Here is a 17,477-nt window from a genome sequence, read left to right on the forward strand (position 1 = left end):
AGCGTCTGGTGATCGAGCGCCGCCAGCGCTGCCGTGCCTGGCTGTCTCGCGTATTAAAGTGATTTTAGATGCATGTAACCCATGCTGCGCATGCCAGTTTAACGCTTAACCGCGACATGCGATCACCCGAATGCGTTGCCTGGCAAGAGTTTGTGGCGCCGTTGCACAGTGGGGTCTGATGCATCGATGGCCAAAGCGTGGCCGCCCCGAAATTGCCGGGTACGCGCCGCCCCGCGAACGTCCGCGGACTGCTGCCTTTAGAATGCGGTACAAACCATTCGGAGACCGCGCATGCTGTGGAAATCACCTCCCTCACTGAAAGAACTCCAGGCCCGCCACAAGGACACCGCCGTCGAGCAACTGGGCATCGAGTTCACCGAGATCAGCGAGACTTCGCTCAGTGCACGCATGCCGGTGGACCGCCGCACCGTGCAGCCGCATGGCATCCTGCACGGCGGAGCTTCGGTGCTGCTGGCGGAGACGCTGGGCAGTTGCGCCGCCAGCCTGTGCCTGGATAGCGAGACCCAATATTGCGTCGGGCTCGACATCAATGCCAACCATGTGCGCGCGGCGCGCACGGGCTTTGTCACCGGCACCGCCACGCCGGTGCATATCGGCCGCACCACCCATGTGTGGGCCATCGAGATCCGCAACGAAGAAGGCAAGATGGTGTGCGTCTCCCGGATCACCATGTCCATTCTTTCGCGCTGAACACCCCGGCCTTCGGCAAGCGTGCGGGCGCCGCTGTGCGCCCCGTGCAGAGATTTTCATTTCCGGCTAAACTGCGCCCCGCACTGTAAGCGGGCGCCAAAGCGTGGCGTCCCGGCAGCGGCGGGGTGGCAGAGTGGTTATGCGACGGTCTGCAAAGCCGTACACGGCGGTTCAATTCCGTTCCCCCGCCTCCAGTCCAGTATTGCGGTCATGGCCAGGGCGATCGCGCCATGCAGCCAGACGCCGCGATGCTTCGCGCTCCTTTCCATTTCCCTTTGTTCTTTCCCTTTCCCGCCAGGCTATTTTGCCTCGGCCCCGCCTCATTCATTCGGTGGATAAGGCGCCGCTTATGCCGTTTTCCCCGCTGGAACAAGTCGCGCGAATCATGTAGTGTGAAGTCAGCGCAGTCCATCCATGACAACCTCCGCCATCGTGCGTGGCGGGGAGACAATTGCAATGACAAGAGATCTGCGTATCCGCGCCGCACAACCGGCCGATTGGCCGGCAATCGCGGAAGTCCTTGAAGCATGTGGCCTCGCCAGCGACGATCTCGATCCCTCGCTGGCGTTGTTCCATATTGCGGTGCTCGACGGCGGCATTGTCGGTTGCGCCGGCGCCGAAGGCTATGGTGACACTGTGGTCGTGCGCTCGGTGGCGGTGTTGCCGCCTTATCGCGATCGCGGCATCGCCTCCCATATGGTTTCCGCCGTGCTCATGCGCGCCCGCGCCAACGGCTGCACGCGCGCCGTGTTGCTGAGCGCCAGTTGCCCCAGCTACTTTGCCCGCTACGGCTTCTCGCTGATCTCGGCGGATCGCCTGCCGCCGGAAGTGCGCGCGTCGCGCGAGTTCCGGCAGCAAGAAGGCGCGCTGCCGCTATGCATGTGTTGCGAGCTGAAATGATCTACCCGACGTGCCGATGACCGTGACGAACCCGACGAACCCGACGAAGCAGATTGACCCGACCCAGCCGGCAAGCGCTGTCCCCTTCGATTACCTGGTCTATATCGGCCGTTTCGAGCCCTTCCACAACGGTCACTTCGCCATGCTGCGCCAGGCGCTGGCGCAGGCCAGCACGGTGATCGTGGTGCTGGGTTCCRCTGGCGGCGCCCGCACTGTCAAGAATCCGTTTTCCGCGGACGAGCGCCGCCAGATGATCGAGGGCGCTGTCGCGGCATGGGATGCCGCGCGCGTTGCCGACCTGCGCTTTGTGGTGGTGCGCGACTACTACGAAAGCGCGCGCTGGGCAGCGGCGGTGCGCGCCGTGGCGGGCGCGGCGATCGAGGCTTGCGCGCAAGGCACGCCGCGCGTTGGCCTGTTCGGGCATTTCAAGGATGCCTCTTCGGGCTACCTGAATGACTTCCCCGGCTGGGAACTGGTGCCGCAGCCAAGCTTCGGGCAGCTCAACGCCGCCGACGTGCGCCGGCAATGGTTCGACCAGAAGGGCGGCCTGGAGGGGCTGCAGAGCGTGCTGCCGCAGCCGGTGGCCGCGTTCCTGCGCGAGTTCGCCGGGCGCGAAGCGTTTGCGACCTTGCTGGCCGAGTACCGCTTCCTGCAGGACCACAGCCGCCGCTGGGCCGCCGCGCCGTATCCGCCGGTCTTCGTGACCGTGGATGCGGTGGTGCGCTGCTGCGGCCAGGTGCTGCTGATCCGCCGCGGTGGACAGCCCGGCCGCGGCGCCTGGGCGCTGCCCGGCGGTTTCCTGGACCAGCATGAGCGCGTGGCCGACGCGGTGCTGCGCGAACTCGACGAGGAGACGCGCTTCGGGCTGCCCAAGGCGGCGTTGCAGCAATCCTTGCGTGACCAGGCGTTGTTCGATCATCCCGAGCGCAGCCAGCGCGGGCGCACGCTGACCCACGCTTTCTTCTTCGACCTGCCGCTCGACGCGCTGCCGCCCGTGGCCGCCGCCGATGACGCGGCCGCGGTGCGCTGGGTGCCGCAACAGGAGCTGCTGGCGCTGGAAGGGCAGATGTTCGAGGATCACCTACTGATCCTCGATCGCTTCCTGCACCTGTTCGACGGCGAGGCGCAGCCGGCGGGCTGAGCGGTTCGCCCCCGGGTTCAGTGCCCGCCCAGATTTTCATAGGCCGCGTGCTGCGGCTGCATGCGCGCGACGAGCTGATCGACGCGCAGGCCTGGCGCGTGCGGCTGCAGAACTACTTTCCGGTGGGACGATTCGGGGCCAGCTTCTACGTCACCACGCGGGATCGGTTCTCGATGGAGAAAGAGGCGGGCGTGGTGACGGCGACCACCGCGGTGGACGAGATGTGAGCCGGCTGCTTTAGCAACAAGGATGAGTGGTTGTGCATAAGACGTCAGATGAAGACTACTTCGAGTCAAGCGATGGTTCGATAAGGATCTGGATCGAGCAAGATTCGTCCATCCAGATCAAGGTGGTTGCCAGACACGATGACCCCGTGGAGCTCTCGGCGGAGGAGGCTATTGCGTTGGCAACCGTGCTTCAAGCGTTTGCGCGGCGGATCTAGTCCGATCGCCGGCCCATCGCATGCGCCGTCATGATCGCGGGCCGTACCATCCATGCGGCCGTGTGGGTGATTGGCAGCTTGCTGACACAAGCCTCTGCTATCTTTAGGCGCCCAGCCCGCGCTGGCCACCATTCCCACATCGGCTCCCATGCAAGCTACGACCACCACGCCAGACACTGCCGCCCCGGCCGCCATCACCTTGCGCCAGGCATTCTGGTACTGGCTCAAGCTGGGCTTCATCAGCTTTGGCGGCCCGGCGGGGCAGATCGCCATCATGCACGAGGACCTGGTCGAGCGGCGCCGCTGGATCTCCGAGAGCCGTTTCCTGCACGCGCTTAACTACTGCATGGTGCTGCCCGGGCCGGAGGCGCAGCAACTGGCAACGTATATCGGCTGGCTGATGCACCGCACCTGGGGCGGGGTGATCGCGGGCGGCCTGTTCGTGCTGCCGTCGTTGCTGATCCTGATGCTGCTGTCGTGGATCTACATGCGCTTTGGCGAGGTGCCGGCGGTGGCGGGGGTGCTGTACGGCATCAAGCCGGCGGTGACGGCCATCGTGATGTCGGCGGCGTGGCGCATCGGCTCTCGGGCGCTGAAGAACAGCTGGCTGTGGGCGATCGCGGCGGCATCGTTCGTCGGCATCTTCGCGCTGGAATTACCGTTCCCGGTCATCGTGCTGGCCGCGGCCTTGATCGGCTACGCGGGCGGCCGGCTTGCGCCGGCGCGCTTTGCCAGCGGGGGCGGGCACAGCGCTGGCAAGGCCGGCTTTGGCCCCGCGCTGCTGGACGACCACACACCCACGCCGCCGCATGCGATCTTTACCTGGAAGCGCTTCGGGCTGGTGCTGGCGGTGTTCCTCGCGATCTGGGGGCTGGCGCTGGGCGCGCTGGCCTGGCGCTACGGCTGGCAGGGCACGCTCACGCAAATGGGCTGGTTCTTCACCAAGGCCGCGCTGATGACCTTTGGCGGTGCCTATGCGGTGCTGCCCTATGTCAACCAGGGCGCGGTGGCGCACTACCACTGGCTCAGCGCGCCGCAGATGATCGACGGCCTGGCGCTGGGCGAAACCACGCCCGGCCCGCTCATCATGGTGGTGGCCTTCGTCGGCTTCGTCGGCGGCTGGACGCAGGCCGTGTTCGGCGCCGATACGGTGGTGGCGTCGGCCGTGGCGGCGGCGACGGTGGTGACCTTCTTCACCTTCCTGCCGTCGTTCCTGTTCATCCTGCTAGGCGGGCCGTTCGTGGAGAGCACGCATGGCAACCTGAAGTTCACCGCCCCGCTGACCGCCATCACGGCGGCGGTGGTTGGCGTGATCGTCAACCTGGCGGTGTTCTTTGCCTATCACGTGCTGTGGCCCGCCGGGCTGCAAGGGCGCTTCGAGTGGCCCTGCGCGCTGATCGGACTGGCCGCGGCGGTGGCGTTGTTCCGCTTCAAGGCCGGCGTGATCCCGGTCATCCTTGCTTGCGGCGCCGCCGGGCTGGCGCTGGTGTTCCTGCGCGGCATGGCCTGAACGGCTACCAGCCACTATAGGGCGCGCCCGCCATGCGGTGGGCCGCGAAGTGTTCCGCCAAGAAGTCCACGAACGCGCGCACCTTGGCCGTGAGGTGGTCGCGCGTAAGGAATACCGCGAACACATCGGCTGGCGGCGTTTCCCAGTCGGGCAGCACCTGGCGCAGCCGCCCGGAGCGGAGCATCGGCGCCACCTCCCATTCCGAGCGCATCAAGATGCCGTGGCCCTGCAAGGCCCAGCCGAGGGCCACTTCGCCATCGTTGGTGCTGGCCGGCCCGCGTACCTTCACGGTTTCCTGGCGGCTGGCCGAGCGCAGGTGCCAGGTGCCGTAGGTGGCGTCGCTCTCCCGGATCACGATGCAGCGGTGCTGCTGCAGCTCGCGCGGCGACGCCGGCTCGCCGTGGCTGGCCAGGTAGCGCGGCGCGGCACATAGCAGGCGGCGGTTGTGCGCGATGGGCCGGGCGGTGAGGCGCGCATCGGGCAAATCGCCCACGCGGATGCYGACGTCGAAGCCCGCCTCGGCCAGGTTCAGCGGCCGGTCCGTGAGTTCCAGCTGCACCTCAACCTCCGGGCAGGCCAGCAGGAAGGCGCCCACCGCCGGCGCCACGTGGCGCCTGCCGAAGCCCAGCGTGGCATTGACCCGCAGCAGCCCGCGCGGCGCCACCCGGCTGCCGCCAAGCCCTTGCTCCAGTTCCTCCAGCTCGGCCAGGATGCGCGCGCCCTGCGCCAGGTAGGCCTCGCCCTCCTGCGTCACGCTCAGCCGGCGCGTGGTGCGGTTGAGCAGGCGCACGCCGAGCCGCGTTTCCAGCGCCATCAGCCGCTTGCTGGCGGCCGACGGCGTGATGCCGAACTGCTGGGCCGCGCCGGCCAGCCTGCCGCGCTTGACCAGGGTGACGAAGAAGGCGAGGTCGGAGAAGTTGTCCACGATGCGATCCGAGGCCTGATTGGTGAATTAAGCGACTGAATGAAAGTCTATGGATGAAATTATAGCGATGGGTTCAATGGTTAAACTGGCATCTCAAATCTGAATAAGCGCGGCGGCGCCGGGGGCGTTCCCTTGCAGCCAGCCTGCCACCCAGGAGACCCCACATGAACCGCCTTACCGCCATCGCCCGCCGGATCTGCCGGATCTGCCGGACGCCGCTCGCCTTGAGCGCTGCCGCCTTGTCAGTTGCGCTCATGCCGGCGGCGGCGCGAGCCGAGACGTTTCCCGCGCGCCCGATTCGCCTGATCGTGCCGTTCGCCCCGGGCGGCAGCGTCGACATCGCCGCGCGGCTGGTCACCGAAGCGTGGGGCCGGCAACTCGGCCAGCCTGTGGTGGCGGACAACCGCGCGGGCGCCTCGGGCAATATCGGCATGGACCAGGCCGCCAAGGCCAAGCCCGACGGCTATACGCTGGCCATCAACAACGTGGCGCTGGCGGTGAATCCGTCGCTGTTCGCCAGGCTGCCGTTCGACACCGAGCGCGACCTGGCGTCGGTTGGCACCATGGGCACCTCGCAGCATGTGCTGGTGGTGACCAACAGCCTGCCGGCCAAGAATGTGAAGGAACTGATTGCGCTGGCCAAGAGCCGCCCCGGGCAGTTGAGCTTTGGCTCGGCGGGCACCGGCAGCACCTTCCATATGGCGGCGGAGTTGTTCAAGTCGGAATCCGGCACGGCCATCCTGCACGTGCCGTACAAAGGCGGTGGCCCGGCCATGGTCGATACCATCGCCGGCCAGGTGCAGCTCAGCTTCCCGGTGCTCTCCGCCGCGCTGCCGCAGGTGCAGGCCGGCAAGCTGCGCGCGCTGGCGGTGACCGGGCCCAAGCGCTCGCCGCTGCTACCCAATGTGCCCACCATTGCCGAGGCGGGCCTGCCCAACTACGCGTTCGAGACCTGGTTCATCGTCAGCGCGCCGGCCGGCACGCCCAAGGAGGTGATCGCAAAACTGAACCAGACGCTGAACCAGGCACTGGCCGCGCCGGAGATCAAGGCGCGCCTGCTCAAGGAAGGCTTCGAGCCGCTCACCATGAGCCCGTCCCAGGCCGACACCATGCTGCACAAGGAAATCAAGCGCTGGGCCGCGCAGATCAAGCAGGCCGGCATCACGCCGGAGTAAGCGCGGCGCCTGCCGCCGTGTGCCATTTTTGACTTACAACTTACTTCAAACAGAGTCCCATGTCAGGCCTTACCTTCTATCGCAAGCTGGTGGATTCGCACACCGTGGCCGCGCTCGATGCCGACCACGTGCTGCTCTACGCGGATCTGCACCTGATGAACGAATACACCAGCCCGCAGGCCTTCGCCGGGCTGGCCGCGCAGGGCCGGGGCGTGCCGTCGCCGGGCCAGCAGGTGGCGGTGGTGGACCACATCATCCCCACCCACGCCGAAAGCCCGCGCCGCATCCAGGATCCCGCCTCGGCGCTGCAGGCGCGCAACCTCAAGCGCAACTGCGTCAAGCACGGCATCCCGCTGTTCGATACCGATGACGCGCTGCAGGGCATCGAGCACGTGATCGCGCCCGAGCACGGCATGATCCGGCCGGGCATGGTGGTGCTGTGCGGCGACAGCCACACCACCACCTATGGCGCGCTGGGCGCGCTTGGCTTTGGCATCGGCACGTCCGAGGTGGAGCACGTGCTGGCCACGCAGACGCTGGTGTACCGCGTGGCGATGGACATGCGCATCCGCGTGGACGGCGTGCTGCCGCGTGGCGCCACCGCGAAGGACCTGATCCTGCATATCATCAGCCGCATCAGCGCGCAGGGCGCGCGTGGCTATGTGGTGGAGTTCACAGGCAGCGCCATTGCCGCATTGTCGATCGAGGCGCGCATGACCTTGTGCAACATGACGGTGGAAGCCGGCGCGCGTGGCGCGCTGATCGCGCCGGATGCGGCGGCCTTCGAATACGTGCTGGCCCGCGCCGCCGATATCGATGCCACCCTGCGCGAGCGCGCGCTGGCCTGCTGGCGCGCGCTTCACTCCGATGCGGATGCCAGGTTCGACAGCGAACTGGTGTTCGACGCCGGCAGCGTGGCGCCGTATGTGAGCTGGGGCACCAGCCCCGATCAGGCGATCCCCATCGATGCGCGCGTGCCGCCGGTGGAGGATGCCGTCGACGACACGGCGCGCAGCGCCGCCGCCAAGGCGCTGGACTACATCGGCCTGCAGGCGGGCGCCACGCTCGAAGGGCTGCCGGTGCAGCGCGTGTTCATCGGTTCCTGCACCAATGGCCGCATCGAAGACCTGCGCGCCGTGGCCGCCATTGTGCGCGGGCGCAAGGTGGCCGAAGGCGTGCGCGCGATGGTGGTGCCGGGCTCTGGCGCGGTGCGCCAGCAGGCCGAGGACGAAGGCATTGCGCAGGTGCTGCTGGACGCCGGCTTCGAATGGCGCAAGCCGGGCTGCTCGATGTGCCTGGCCATGAACGACGACGTACTCGCGCCGGGCGAGCGCTGCGCCTCCACCACCAACCGCAATTTCGAGGGACGCCAGGGGCGCGCCGGGCGCACCCACCTGATGAGCCCCGCCATGGCCGCCGCGGCGGCGCTGACCGGCTGCATCACCGATGCGCGCCGCCTGGAGCAAACCAATGCCTGATGCCATGCCTGACTACGATTCCGACCTGATCGCCGCGCTTGGCGCGCCGCTGCCCATCGGCAACCTCGACACCGACCAGATCATGCCCAAGCAGTTCCTGCGCATCATCGACAAGGCGGGGCTGGACCGTGGCCTGTTCTACGATATGCGCTTCGACGCGCAAGGCGTTGCGCGCCCGGAGTTCGCGCTCAACCAGCCGCGGTACCAGGGCGCGGGCGTGCTGGTGGCCGGCCCGAACTTTGGCTGTGGCTCGAGCCGCGAGCACGCCGTCTGGGGGCTGCAGCAATACGGCATCCGCGCGGTGATCGCGCCCAGCTTTGGCGAGATCTTTTACTCGAACGCGATCAACAACCGGCTGCTGCTGGTGATGTTGCCGCAGGCCGAGGTGGATGCGCTGATGGCCGCGGTGTCGGGCGGTGTGCCCGCGCGGATCGAGATCGACCTCGCGGCGATGTCGGTGAGCGCCGGCGCACTGCGCTTTGCCTTCATGCTGGCCGAGCGCCACCGCACCATGTTCCGCCAGGGGCTGGACATGATCGGCGCAACGCTGGCACAGTCGCCGCAAATCGCCGCGTTCGCGCGGCGCCATCACCAGTCGCAGCCCTGGCTGCAGGACGTCGCCGCCAAGACCATGGCGCGGCTGTCCGCCTGAAGGAGGACTGAACGTGTTCGAAGGGTTCACCCAACATCGCATTCCATGTGGCGACGTCGAGATCCACGCTGTCGTCGGCGGCCAGGGCCCGGCCTTGCTGCTGCTGCATGGCCATCCGCAAACGCATGTGATCTGGCACAAGGTGGCCGCCACGCTGGCGCGGCATTTCACGGTGGTTGCCACCGACCTGCGCGGCTACGGCGATAGTGGCAAGCCCGCCGGCCTGCCGGATCACGCCAACTACAGCAAGCGCAGCATGGCGCAGGACCAGGTCACGGCGATGCGCGCGCTGGGCTTCGAGCGCTTCCTGGTGATGGCGCACGACCGCGGCGCTCGCGTGGCGCACCGCATGGCGGTGGATCATCCGGATGCCGTGCAGCGGCTGGTCACGCTGGATATCGCGCCCACGCTGGCGATGTATGAACAGACCAACCTGCAGTTCGCGCTGGCCTACTACCACTGGTTCTTCCTGATCCGGCCCGCGCCGTTTCCCGAGACGCTGATCGAGGCCGATCCGGCGCTCTACCTGCGCAGCACCATGGGCAGCCGCAGCGCCGGCCTGGCGCCGTTTACCGAGGCGGCCATGGCGGAGTACCTGCGTTGCCTGCGCCTGCCGGGCGCGGCGCACGGGCTGTGCGAGGACTATCGTGCCAGCGCGTCGATCGATCTCGAGCACGACCGTGCCGACCTGGCCGCCGGGCGCAAGGTCCGGTGCGAGATGCTGGCGCTGTGGGGCGAGCAGGGCGCGGTAGGCCGCTGCTTCGCGCCGCTGGAAGAGTGGCGCAAGGTGGCGAGCAACGTGAGCGGCAAGAGCCTGCCGTGCGGGCACTACATGGCCGAGGAAATACCGGAGCTGCTGCTGGACGATACGCTGCCCTTCCTGCTGGGCGCAGGTTAAGGACGCAACGGGCGAATGCACTGCGAGCCGGGCTGGCTTACACTCGCTGTCTTCGCCCCCGTGCCCAACCGAACGCTTTCCCCAGCCCATGCCGCCCCGCAAGAATCCCGCCGTTGCCACCGAAACGCCCGATAGGCCCGATAGGCTTGCGCAAGGCCGCGCTGCCAGCGACCAGGCCATCCAGTTGCTCGACGGCGCCGTCAACCACGTGCTGGAGCACGGCATCGGCGACTTGTCGCTGCGCCATATCGCCGAGGCGCTCGGCACCAGCCACCGCATGCTGATCTACTACTTCGGCTCGGCGGACCAGTTCTGGGAGGCGGTGCTGCGCCGCATCCGCCATGCCGAGCTGGATGCGCGCGCCAGCCTGGCCGCCAGCGAGTCCGATCCCGCACAGGCGCTGGAGGTAGCCTGGGCGCGCTACTCGGCGGACAACTACCTGCCCATCATCCAGTTGCTGTTCGAGATCTACGGCCGCGCCATTCGCGATCGCGAACGCTTCCAGGTGTTCCTCGACGATGTGATAGGCAGCTGGACCGGCGCGCTGACCGAGCGCTTTCACAAGCAGCTTGGATTGAGCACGAGCGAGGCGAAGCTGCGGGCTCGCATCGAGGTGGCCACCGTGCGTGGCCTGTTGCTGGATCTTGTCACCACGGGTGATCGCAAGGGCACCACTGCCGCGCTGAAATACTTCGCGCGCATGCTGAATGCGCCCAGGGCCCCGGGCGCGAAATCCGAACCCGAAGCCTGATCCGTGCGCGGCGCCGGCATCGGCGCCGCAGCCTCGAAAATTTTTTTCCTCTCCGTGTACCACATGGTACAGTAAACCGGATGCACCGCGATGCGAGGGTGCCGCTCAAGGGGATTCGAGAGGAGATCGAAGTGAACAGACGCACACTGATACTAAGCGCCGCGCTCGCCGTGGCGGGCATGGCATGCGGTGCCGCCGGCTGGGCGCAGGACTGGCCGCAGCGCCCGGTCAGGCTGGTCGTGCCGCAGGCCGGCGGCACGGGCAACGATGTGCTCGCGCGCGCGCTGGCCGAAACGCTGGGCAAGCGCTGGGGACGCAGCGTTGTTGTGGAAAACAAGCCCGGCGCCAATGGTGTGCTGGCCATCAACTATGTGCTGCAGCAGCCGGCCGATGGCTACACCCTGTTTTTCGCGGGCGTGTCCAACCTGGCCTTCAATCCCTTCCTCTACCCCACGTTGCCCTATGTGCCGCAACGCGACCTGACCGGCGTGGCGATGCTGGCCAACTCGCCGTTCGTGCTAGTGGTTGCGCCGGCGATGCACGCCACCAGCTTTGCCGAATTTGTGCGGCTCGCCAAGGCGCGGCCGGGCGGCATCAGCTACGCCTCCGGCGGCATCGGCAACTCCACGCACCTGGCCATGGAGCTGGTGGCCGAGCGCGCAGGCGTCAAGCTGCAGCATGTGCCGTTCAACGGCGCCGGCGGCTCGACCAGCCTGATGTCGGGCGAGACGCCGGCCATGATGAATGTGGTGGCGGGCGTGCAGCCCTATATCGCCGGCAAGAAACTGGTGGCGCTGGCCGTGACCGGCGAGCGGCGCCTGGCCGCGCTGCCCGATGTGCCGACGTTCAAGGAGCTTGGCTACGACGTGGCGGTGCCGGGCTGGTACGCCATCGTCGCAAAGACCGGCACGCCGGCGGCGCTGGTGCAGAAGATCAACGCCGACATCAATGCAGCCATGGACGAGCCGGCATTCAAGGACAAGCTGGCCAACCAGTTCCTCGACCCGATCAAGGGACCGCCGGCCGAGGTGGCGCGCTATATGCGGCGCGACGCGCAGGCCTGGGGCCCCATGATCCGCAAGCTCGGCATCGCCCTCTGATCCCGGCCGGATCTGCCTGCACCCGCCTGCACCCGCCTGCAGCCACTACCAAGGATTCAAGGAACCAAGGAGACTAGACATGCCCCAGATCACGACCGCCGTGCGCGACTATCGCCTGGCGATGATGCACGCGCTGATGGACCGCATCCGCGTTGACGCGCTGGTGTTCAGCACGCCGGACTTCTTCCAGTTCGCCACCAATTTCCAGCTGGATGTCTGGCCGTGGGAGCGCCCCGTTTTCGTGTTCGTGCCGCGCAACGGCGAACCCTTCGCCGTGATGAACGAGCTGTCCACCAACCACATGCGCCTGTGCACGGAGAAGGATAAGGTCTGGCTGCGCGACGTGACGTACTACGCCGAGCATCCGCGCGTGTCGCAGCGGCTGGCGCTGGCGCCGCAGTTGCCCGAGGTGGTGGCGTCGCTGCTGGCGTCGCACGGGCTGGGCGGCTCGCGCATTGCCGTGGACGTGGCCCACCCGATTCTCGCGGCGGCACAGCGCTACCTGCCGGAGCTCGCGCTGCGCCCGGCCATGGCGGAAATGCGCGCCATGCGCTGGGTCAAGCATGCGGAAGAGCTGCAGGTGATGCGCGAGCTTGGGAGCCTGACGGACTGGGTGCAGGACCGCTACCGCGAGAACATTCGGCCGGGGCGGCTGGTGCAGGAACTGGACCATGCCATGTCGGCGCTGATGGTGGAGGAGGCCGCGCGCCGCTTTCCCGGCGAGGATTTCGATATCCTCAAATGCTGGACGCTGACGGGACCGGCCTCGGCCTCGCCGCATGGCGACGGCGCCGCGTGCGGCGCGCGCATCGCGGCTGGAGACACCGTCGTCAACCTGATCCTGCCGCGCCTCAATGGCTACTACGTGGAGAACGAGCGCACGTGGTTCTGCGGCAAGCCGGATGCGCGCCAGGCACGCTGCTACCAGGTTGCCGCGGAGGCCACCGATGCGGCGGTGGCGGCCGCGGCGACCGGCCGGCGCGTCTGCGACATGGACGCCGCCGCGCAAGCCGTGATCGAGCGCGCGGGGCTGGGCGAGTACATCTTCCACCGCACCGGCCACGCGGTCGGGCTGATGCTGCACGAGTATCCGGAGGACATGGCCTTCAATACGCGCACGCTGCTGGGCGGCGAGGTCTACTCGGCCGAGCCGGGCATCTATGTCTATGGGCTGGGCGGCTTCCGGCTCGACGATACGGTCGTGGTGGGTGAGCGCCCGGAGGTCATCGTGAAGACGCCAAAGACACTGGATTACGCAACCGTGGCGTGATGCCGGCGGCAAGCGGGGGGTAGTGGGGATAGCAGGGGGATAGCGGGGGGAAGCCGTATGTGGCCGGGGGGCATCGTGGCTGGCACCGGCGCGCAATCCTTGGGCCGAAGGCGCGCGCCGGCATACCGGCGCGGGGCGTTCGAGGATAAAATGCGGCCGACGCCTGCCACCTGCCGCCTTGTCCACCGTGATGCATGCGGTGCTCGGATGCCCCCCCTCGACATGGACGACTCTCCCCAGCGCGCGCCATTTTTGCCCTGCCATGCCAATCCCGCGAACACGCCGCCCGCCGGGGCGTTGCCCACGCATCTTGGCGCGATGCTCGATCGCATCACGGATGGCGTCATGTCGCTCGACCGCGAGTGGCGATTCGCCTACGTCAACCAGACCATGGAGCGCTTGCTCAAGCGCAGGCGTACGGATCTCGACGGGCGAGGCATCTGGGAGTGCTATCCGGACCTGATTGGCTCGGCATATGACCGGACGTTTCATGAGGCCGCTGCCAGCGGCGCATCATGCACCTGCACCGCCTACTATGCCCCGCTGGCATGCTGGTTCGAAGCGCGCGCCTTTCCCGATGCGAACGGCCTTACCGTGCTCTTTCGCGACGTCAGCCGCGAGCGGCAGCAGTCGGCACAGCTGGAATACCATGCCGATCACGACTACCTGACCGGCTTGCCGAACCGCCGGCGCTGCACGCAGGTGCTGGCGCGCGCGGTGGCGCAGGCGGGAGAACAAGCAGCAGAACAAGCAGCAGAAGCCCAGGCGGCTATGCTGCCGGCCGGCATGCAGGCGCAAGCACCGCAAGCGGGCGGGGTGGTGGTGCTGTTCGTCGATCTCGACCGCTTCAAGGAAGTCAACGATGCCTTTGGCCATGCGGTGGGCGACACGTTGCTGTGCAAGGTCGCCGAACGCTTTCGCGCGCTGCTGGCACCTTCGGCTTTTGTCGCGCGCGTCGGTGGTGACGAGTTCGTGTTCATTCTGCGCGACGCGCGGCCGGGACAGGCCGAGCGCTTTGCCGGCACCATCCTGGCCGGCGTGTCGCAGCCGTTCCAGGTGGACGGCCACACGCTGCTGCTGGGTGCCAGCGCAGGGATCGCACAGTGGCCTGAGGCTGGCGACACCGCCGACACCCTGTTGAACCACGCCGATGCCGCCATGTATGCGGCCAAGGCCGCGGGGCGTTTCCAGTTCCGCGTCTTCCACCTGGACCTCGCCCAAGGCTTGCGGCAGCGCCTGCAGCTGCGCGCCGACCTGCATGCCGCGATGGCAGACGACCATCTGGTGCTTCACTTCCAGCCGCAGTGGTCGCTGCCCGATGGCAGGCTGGCGGGCGCGGAAGCGTTGCTGCGCTGGCAGCACCCAACGCGCGGCCTGCTGCCTCCTGCCGCCTTTCTCGATGTGCTGCTGGAGTCGCCGCTGGAGCCGGCGGTGGGGCTGTGGGTCATGCGCGCCGTGTGCCGCCAGATAGCGGCCTGGCGGCGTGTTGGCCTGGCGGTGCCCAGGATCTCGCTCAACCTGTCGGCGCGGCAGCTGGTCATGCCGGGGCTGGCTGGCTTGCTGGCGGACCTCGCACGCGAGCACGAGGTGCCATGCGGGCTGCTGGACGTGGAAGTCACCGAGGACACCCTGATGACCGACCTCGACAGCGCTGCGGCGGCGCTCGACGAGCTCCGGCGCTGCGGCATCAGCGCCTCGCTGGACGATTTCGGCTCCGGTTACTCGAGCCTGGCCTACCTGACGCGCCTGCCGGTTGCGACACTCAAGATCGACAGATCATTCGTTGCGGTCCTCGGTACTGCACCCGAGGCCCTGGCGGTCATTCGCGGGGTCATCGCGCTGGCGCGCTCGCTGGGCATGAGAACCCTGGCGGAAGGTGTGGAGACCCACGTCCAGCAACGCTTGCTGGCCGAGGAGGGCTGCGACGCGGCGCAGGGCTACCTGCTAGGCCGGCCGATGCCGGCAATGGATTTCGCCGCGGTCATGGGCCAAAGCGCCGTGGCGCTGGGGGATTGACGCGGCGTGGCAACAGCTCCTGCGGTGCCGCAAGCATGTGCTGTCCCGGAGGTGCATAATCGCTCACCGATACGTTGAGCCCTAGCCCGATTTCTCCGGCCTCAACATACATTCATGAACGGATGTATAATTCCGTAATGATTCGCTTGTCCCTAAGCGATTGTTGCGGAAATTGACCATGACTTACCGATTTATTGCCGGGTGCCTGAGCGCCTGGCTCGCGATCTGCGTGACCGCGGGCTGGGTGGTGGAACGCCTCTGGTCCTGAGTACGGGTGGTCGGCTTTGCCGCTGGGAGGTGGCAAGGTTTTCGCTAGGACTTGTCATTCTTCGCGGTAATTACCACCCACCATGCACATGACCATCGATAAGAAGAACGCCGGCCTTGCCCGCCGGCTTGCAACACGTATCAAGGCGCTTGGCGCCATGGCTGCCCTCGGCGCATGCGCCGCCGCGCAAGCCGATCCGGGGGTGCACGTGGCCTTTGGCCGCGATCCCGGCCACAACCTCAACAAGTACGAAGTTGGCGTGAACTGGGACTCCGGCTTTGCCTGGGGCAACCCGCAAGGCTGGCTGGCCAAGCTGCAGTGGGAGGCCGAACTGGCCGAATGGAACGCCCGCAGCGGCACCAATCACCAGAATGTGACCGAATTCGGCTTCTCGCCGATCCTGCGCGTGGAAAAGCGCGGCGGCTCGCTGGTGCCTTTCCTGGAGGCCTCCGTCGGCGTGCGCATGATGAGCCATAAGGCCACCTCTGACGAGCACCGCTCCGGCAGCCTGTTCCAGTTCTCCGACATGATCGGCGTGGGCATGGCCTTTGGCCCCAAGACCGCGTACGAAGCCGGCTTCCGCTACCAGCACGTCTCCAACGCCGGTATCAAGCAGCCCAATCCGGGCAGCGGTTTTTACACGGGTTACGTGCGTTATCGCTTCTGATCCTGCAAATGTGGCTGGCTTGGCCTGAGGCCACGACGCTCAGGCCAGCCTGACCATGCCTGCGCGCGGGGCGCGCGTGCCGCGGGAGACGGATTCTGTTTCCGCGCCTTGCGCCTGCCGGCTGCGCAGCGCGTCAAAAAATCGCCACAGCGCGGGTTCATCGCTGGTTGCCACGTTGAACCGTATCCACGGCGAGTCGCCTTCTTCCGGTTCAAAGTAGGACCCCGGCGCCAGCCAGATGCCGTGCTCCAGCGCCAGCGTCGCCAGGCGGTTGCCCGACAGCGCGGCCTGGTCGCCGCCGTCTTCCGGCCGCATCCTTGCCCAGGCGAACATCCCACCTTCCGGGCGCAGCATCACCTCCAGCCCGTGGGCTTCCATCTTCTCCGTGATCCGGTCCTGCTGGGCGCGTAGCCGTTCGGCCAGCGCCGCCACATGGCGGCCATAGTGGCCGCTGGTCAGCACCGAGTACACCAGCCGCTCGGTCACTTCCGATGACGTCAGCCCCACGGCCATCTTGGTGCGGGCGAGTGCCTTGGCCAGCTCCGGGCTGGCCGCGAGGTAGCCGACCCGCAGCGATGGCGTGATGGTCTTGGAAAACCCGTTGACGTAGATCACGTGCGAGAGCCCGTCCATGGCCGCCAGCATGGGTGAGCCGGGCGGCGCCAGCTCGCGGTAGATATCGTCCTCCACCACCAGCAGCCGGTACTGCTCGGCCAGTTGCAGCACGCGGTGCGCGTTCATGCTGGTGAGCGTGCCGCCGGTGGGGTTCTGCAGCACCGTATTGACGAACAGCGCGCGCGGCGCATGGGTGCGGATGGCATGGTCGAGCGCGTCGGTGTCGAGCCCGCTGGCGGTGCGGCGCACGCCAACCACCTGCAAGCCCGCAAGGCGCAGGATCTGCAGCAGATTGCAGTAGCAGGGGTCCTCCACCAGCACGGTGTCGCCCGGGCGCAACAGCGTGCGGACCACCAGGTCCAGCGCTTGCGTGGCGCCCTGGGTCAGCACCACTTGCTGGGCCTGCACCGGCATGCCGTACTGGCTGAGCCCGGCGGCGATATGCTCGCGCAGCGCGGCGAAGCCGTAAGGGTGGCCGTAGCCCGAGACCTGCGCGGCGGGCACCCGCGCCGCGGCGCGCATGGCCTGGTGCAGCCCTTCCTCGTTGAGCCAGTCGCCCGGCAACCAGCCCGCACCCGCCTTGATCGGCACCGAATGATCGGCGAACACATCCGACAGCAGCCACGCGGCGTTGAGCCCCGGCGCCTCCCAGCGTGCCGCCGGCGCCTGGCCGGCGGGGGCGTGGCGGTGTGCCACCGTGTAGCCCGAGCCCACCCGCGCGCTCAGGTAACCCAGCGCGGTCAGGCGGCCGTAGGCCTCGGCCACGGTGAAGGTGCTGACCCCATGCTGCTGGGCAAAGCGCCGCACCGACGGCAGCGCGACGCCGGCGCGCAGCACGCGCCGGTCCACCAGGCTGGCGATGCCCGCCACGATCTGCTCAGTGAGGGTGTCGCCGCTGCGCCGGCTGCGGACAAGTTCGAGGTTAAGCATGCGTGACATGTAAGGATGGACCTGTACA

15 protein-coding genes, 1 tRNA gene and 1 pseudogene are annotated in these 17,477 nt (G+C 67.5%); 15 read left to right on the plus strand and 2 right to left on the minus strand.

Translation table 11 applies throughout. The annotated features are described in order from the left end of the window. Positions 1–291: 291 nt before the first annotated feature. From AB4061_RS06865 to chrA, 6 genes and pseudogenes are all read left to right on the plus strand, one after another. Complete coding sequence (locus AB4061_RS06865) at positions 292–711, plus strand: hotdog fold thioesterase (protein ID WP_441632167.1); 420 nt, start codon at positions 292–294, stop codon at positions 709–711. 119 nt (positions 712–830) lie between these two features. Continuing rightward, a tRNA-Cys gene (locus AB4061_RS06870) sits at positions 831–905 on the plus strand. 262 nt (positions 906–1,167) lie between these two features. Beyond that, positions 1,168–1,611 carry a GNAT family N-acetyltransferase gene (locus tag AB4061_RS06875; protein WP_441632169.1) on the plus strand — a complete coding sequence of 148 codons (444 nt, stop codon included), beginning with the start codon at positions 1,168–1,170 and terminating at the stop codon, positions 1,609–1,611. Positions 1,612–1,633: 22 nt separating this feature from the next. Beyond that, on the plus strand, positions 1,634–2,752 hold the full coding sequence (locus AB4061_RS06880; RefSeq protein WP_441632171.1) for a bifunctional nicotinamide-nucleotide adenylyltransferase/Nudix hydroxylase: 1,119 nt from the start codon (positions 1,634–1,636) through the stop codon (positions 2,750–2,752). Between the two features lie 29 nt (positions 2,753–2,781). After that, positions 2,782–2,979, plus strand: a pseudogene (locus AB4061_RS06885) (flavin reductase family protein); the annotation flags it as partial. Positions 2,980–3,342: 363 nt separating this feature from the next. Further along, positions 3,343–4,704 carry a chromate efflux transporter gene (gene chrA, locus AB4061_RS06890; RefSeq protein WP_441632173.1) on the plus strand — a complete coding sequence of 454 codons (1,362 nt, stop codon included), beginning with the start codon at positions 3,343–3,345 and terminating at the stop codon, positions 4,702–4,704. Between the two features lie 4 nt (positions 4,705–4,708). Here the strand turns inward: chrA and AB4061_RS06895 are convergent, their stop codons facing one another. Next, the gene (locus tag AB4061_RS06895) at positions 4,709–5,629 is read right to left on the minus strand and encodes a LysR family transcriptional regulator (protein ID WP_441632175.1); all 921 of its coding nucleotides are present in this window, start codon (positions 5,627–5,629) and stop codon (positions 4,709–4,711) included. A gap of 164 nt (positions 5,630–5,793) precedes the next feature. Between AB4061_RS06895 and AB4061_RS06900 the strand changes: the two genes are divergently transcribed. The 9 genes from AB4061_RS06900 to AB4061_RS06940 all read left to right on the plus strand — a co-directional run bounded on the left by AB4061_RS06900 (position 5,794) and on the right by AB4061_RS06940 (position 15,904). Continuing rightward, entirely contained in the window at positions 5,794–6,804 is a 1,011-nt protein-coding gene (locus tag AB4061_RS06900) for a tripartite tricarboxylate transporter substrate binding protein (RefSeq protein ID WP_441632176.1), read from the plus strand. 59 nt (positions 6,805–6,863) lie between these two features. Beyond that, positions 6,864–8,282 (plus strand): 3-isopropylmalate dehydratase large subunit, encoded by a 1,419-nt coding sequence (gene leuC, locus AB4061_RS06905; protein ID WP_441632178.1) that lies wholly within the window; start codon positions 6,864–6,866, stop codon positions 8,280–8,282. Continuing rightward, complete coding sequence (gene leuD, locus AB4061_RS06910; protein WP_441632180.1) at positions 8,275–8,934, plus strand: 3-isopropylmalate dehydratase small subunit; 660 nt, start codon at positions 8,275–8,277, stop codon at positions 8,932–8,934. Before leuC ends, leuD begins: the two co-directional genes overlap by 8 nt. Before the next feature lie 13 nt (positions 8,935–8,947). Further along, positions 8,948–9,832: an alpha/beta fold hydrolase gene (locus AB4061_RS06915; RefSeq protein WP_441632182.1), complete on the plus strand. Its 885-nt coding sequence runs from the start codon at positions 8,948–8,950 to the stop codon at positions 9,830–9,832. Positions 9,833–9,920: 88 nt separating this feature from the next. Beyond that, on the plus strand, positions 9,921–10,583 hold the full coding sequence (locus AB4061_RS06920) for a TetR family transcriptional regulator (protein WP_441632184.1): 663 nt from the start codon (positions 9,921–9,923) through the stop codon (positions 10,581–10,583). Between the two features lie 131 nt (positions 10,584–10,714). After that, on the plus strand, positions 10,715–11,683 hold the full coding sequence (locus AB4061_RS06925) for a Bug family tripartite tricarboxylate transporter substrate binding protein (RefSeq protein ID WP_441632186.1): 969 nt from the start codon (positions 10,715–10,717) through the stop codon (positions 11,681–11,683). 79 nt (positions 11,684–11,762) lie between these two features. Then, positions 11,763–12,953 carry a M24 family metallopeptidase gene (locus AB4061_RS06930; RefSeq protein ID WP_441632188.1) on the plus strand — a complete coding sequence of 397 codons (1,191 nt, stop codon included), beginning with the start codon at positions 11,763–11,765 and terminating at the stop codon, positions 12,951–12,953. A 207-nt stretch (positions 12,954–13,160) separates the two neighbouring features. Continuing rightward, a complete protein-coding gene (locus tag AB4061_RS06935) occupies positions 13,161–14,969 on the plus strand; it encodes an EAL domain-containing protein (protein ID WP_441632190.1) in 1,809 nt (602 codons plus the stop codon). A 356-nt stretch (positions 14,970–15,325) separates the two neighbouring features. After that, positions 15,326–15,904, plus strand: a complete 579-nt coding sequence (locus AB4061_RS06940; RefSeq protein WP_441632191.1) for an acyloxyacyl hydrolase — start codon at positions 15,326–15,328, stop codon at positions 15,902–15,904. A gap of 39 nt (positions 15,905–15,943) precedes the next feature. On the opposite strand, the gene AB4061_RS06945 is transcribed toward AB4061_RS06940, so the two are convergent. After that, on the minus strand, positions 15,944–17,449 hold the full coding sequence (locus tag AB4061_RS06945) for an aminotransferase-like domain-containing protein (protein WP_441632396.1): 1,506 nt from the start codon (positions 17,447–17,449) through the stop codon (positions 15,944–15,946). Positions 17,450–17,477: the final 28 nt, after the last annotated feature.

It is taken from the genome of Cupriavidus sp. YAF13, assembly GCF_052113425.1.
Classification (GTDB): Bacteria; Pseudomonadota; Gammaproteobacteria; order Burkholderiales; family Burkholderiaceae; genus Cupriavidus.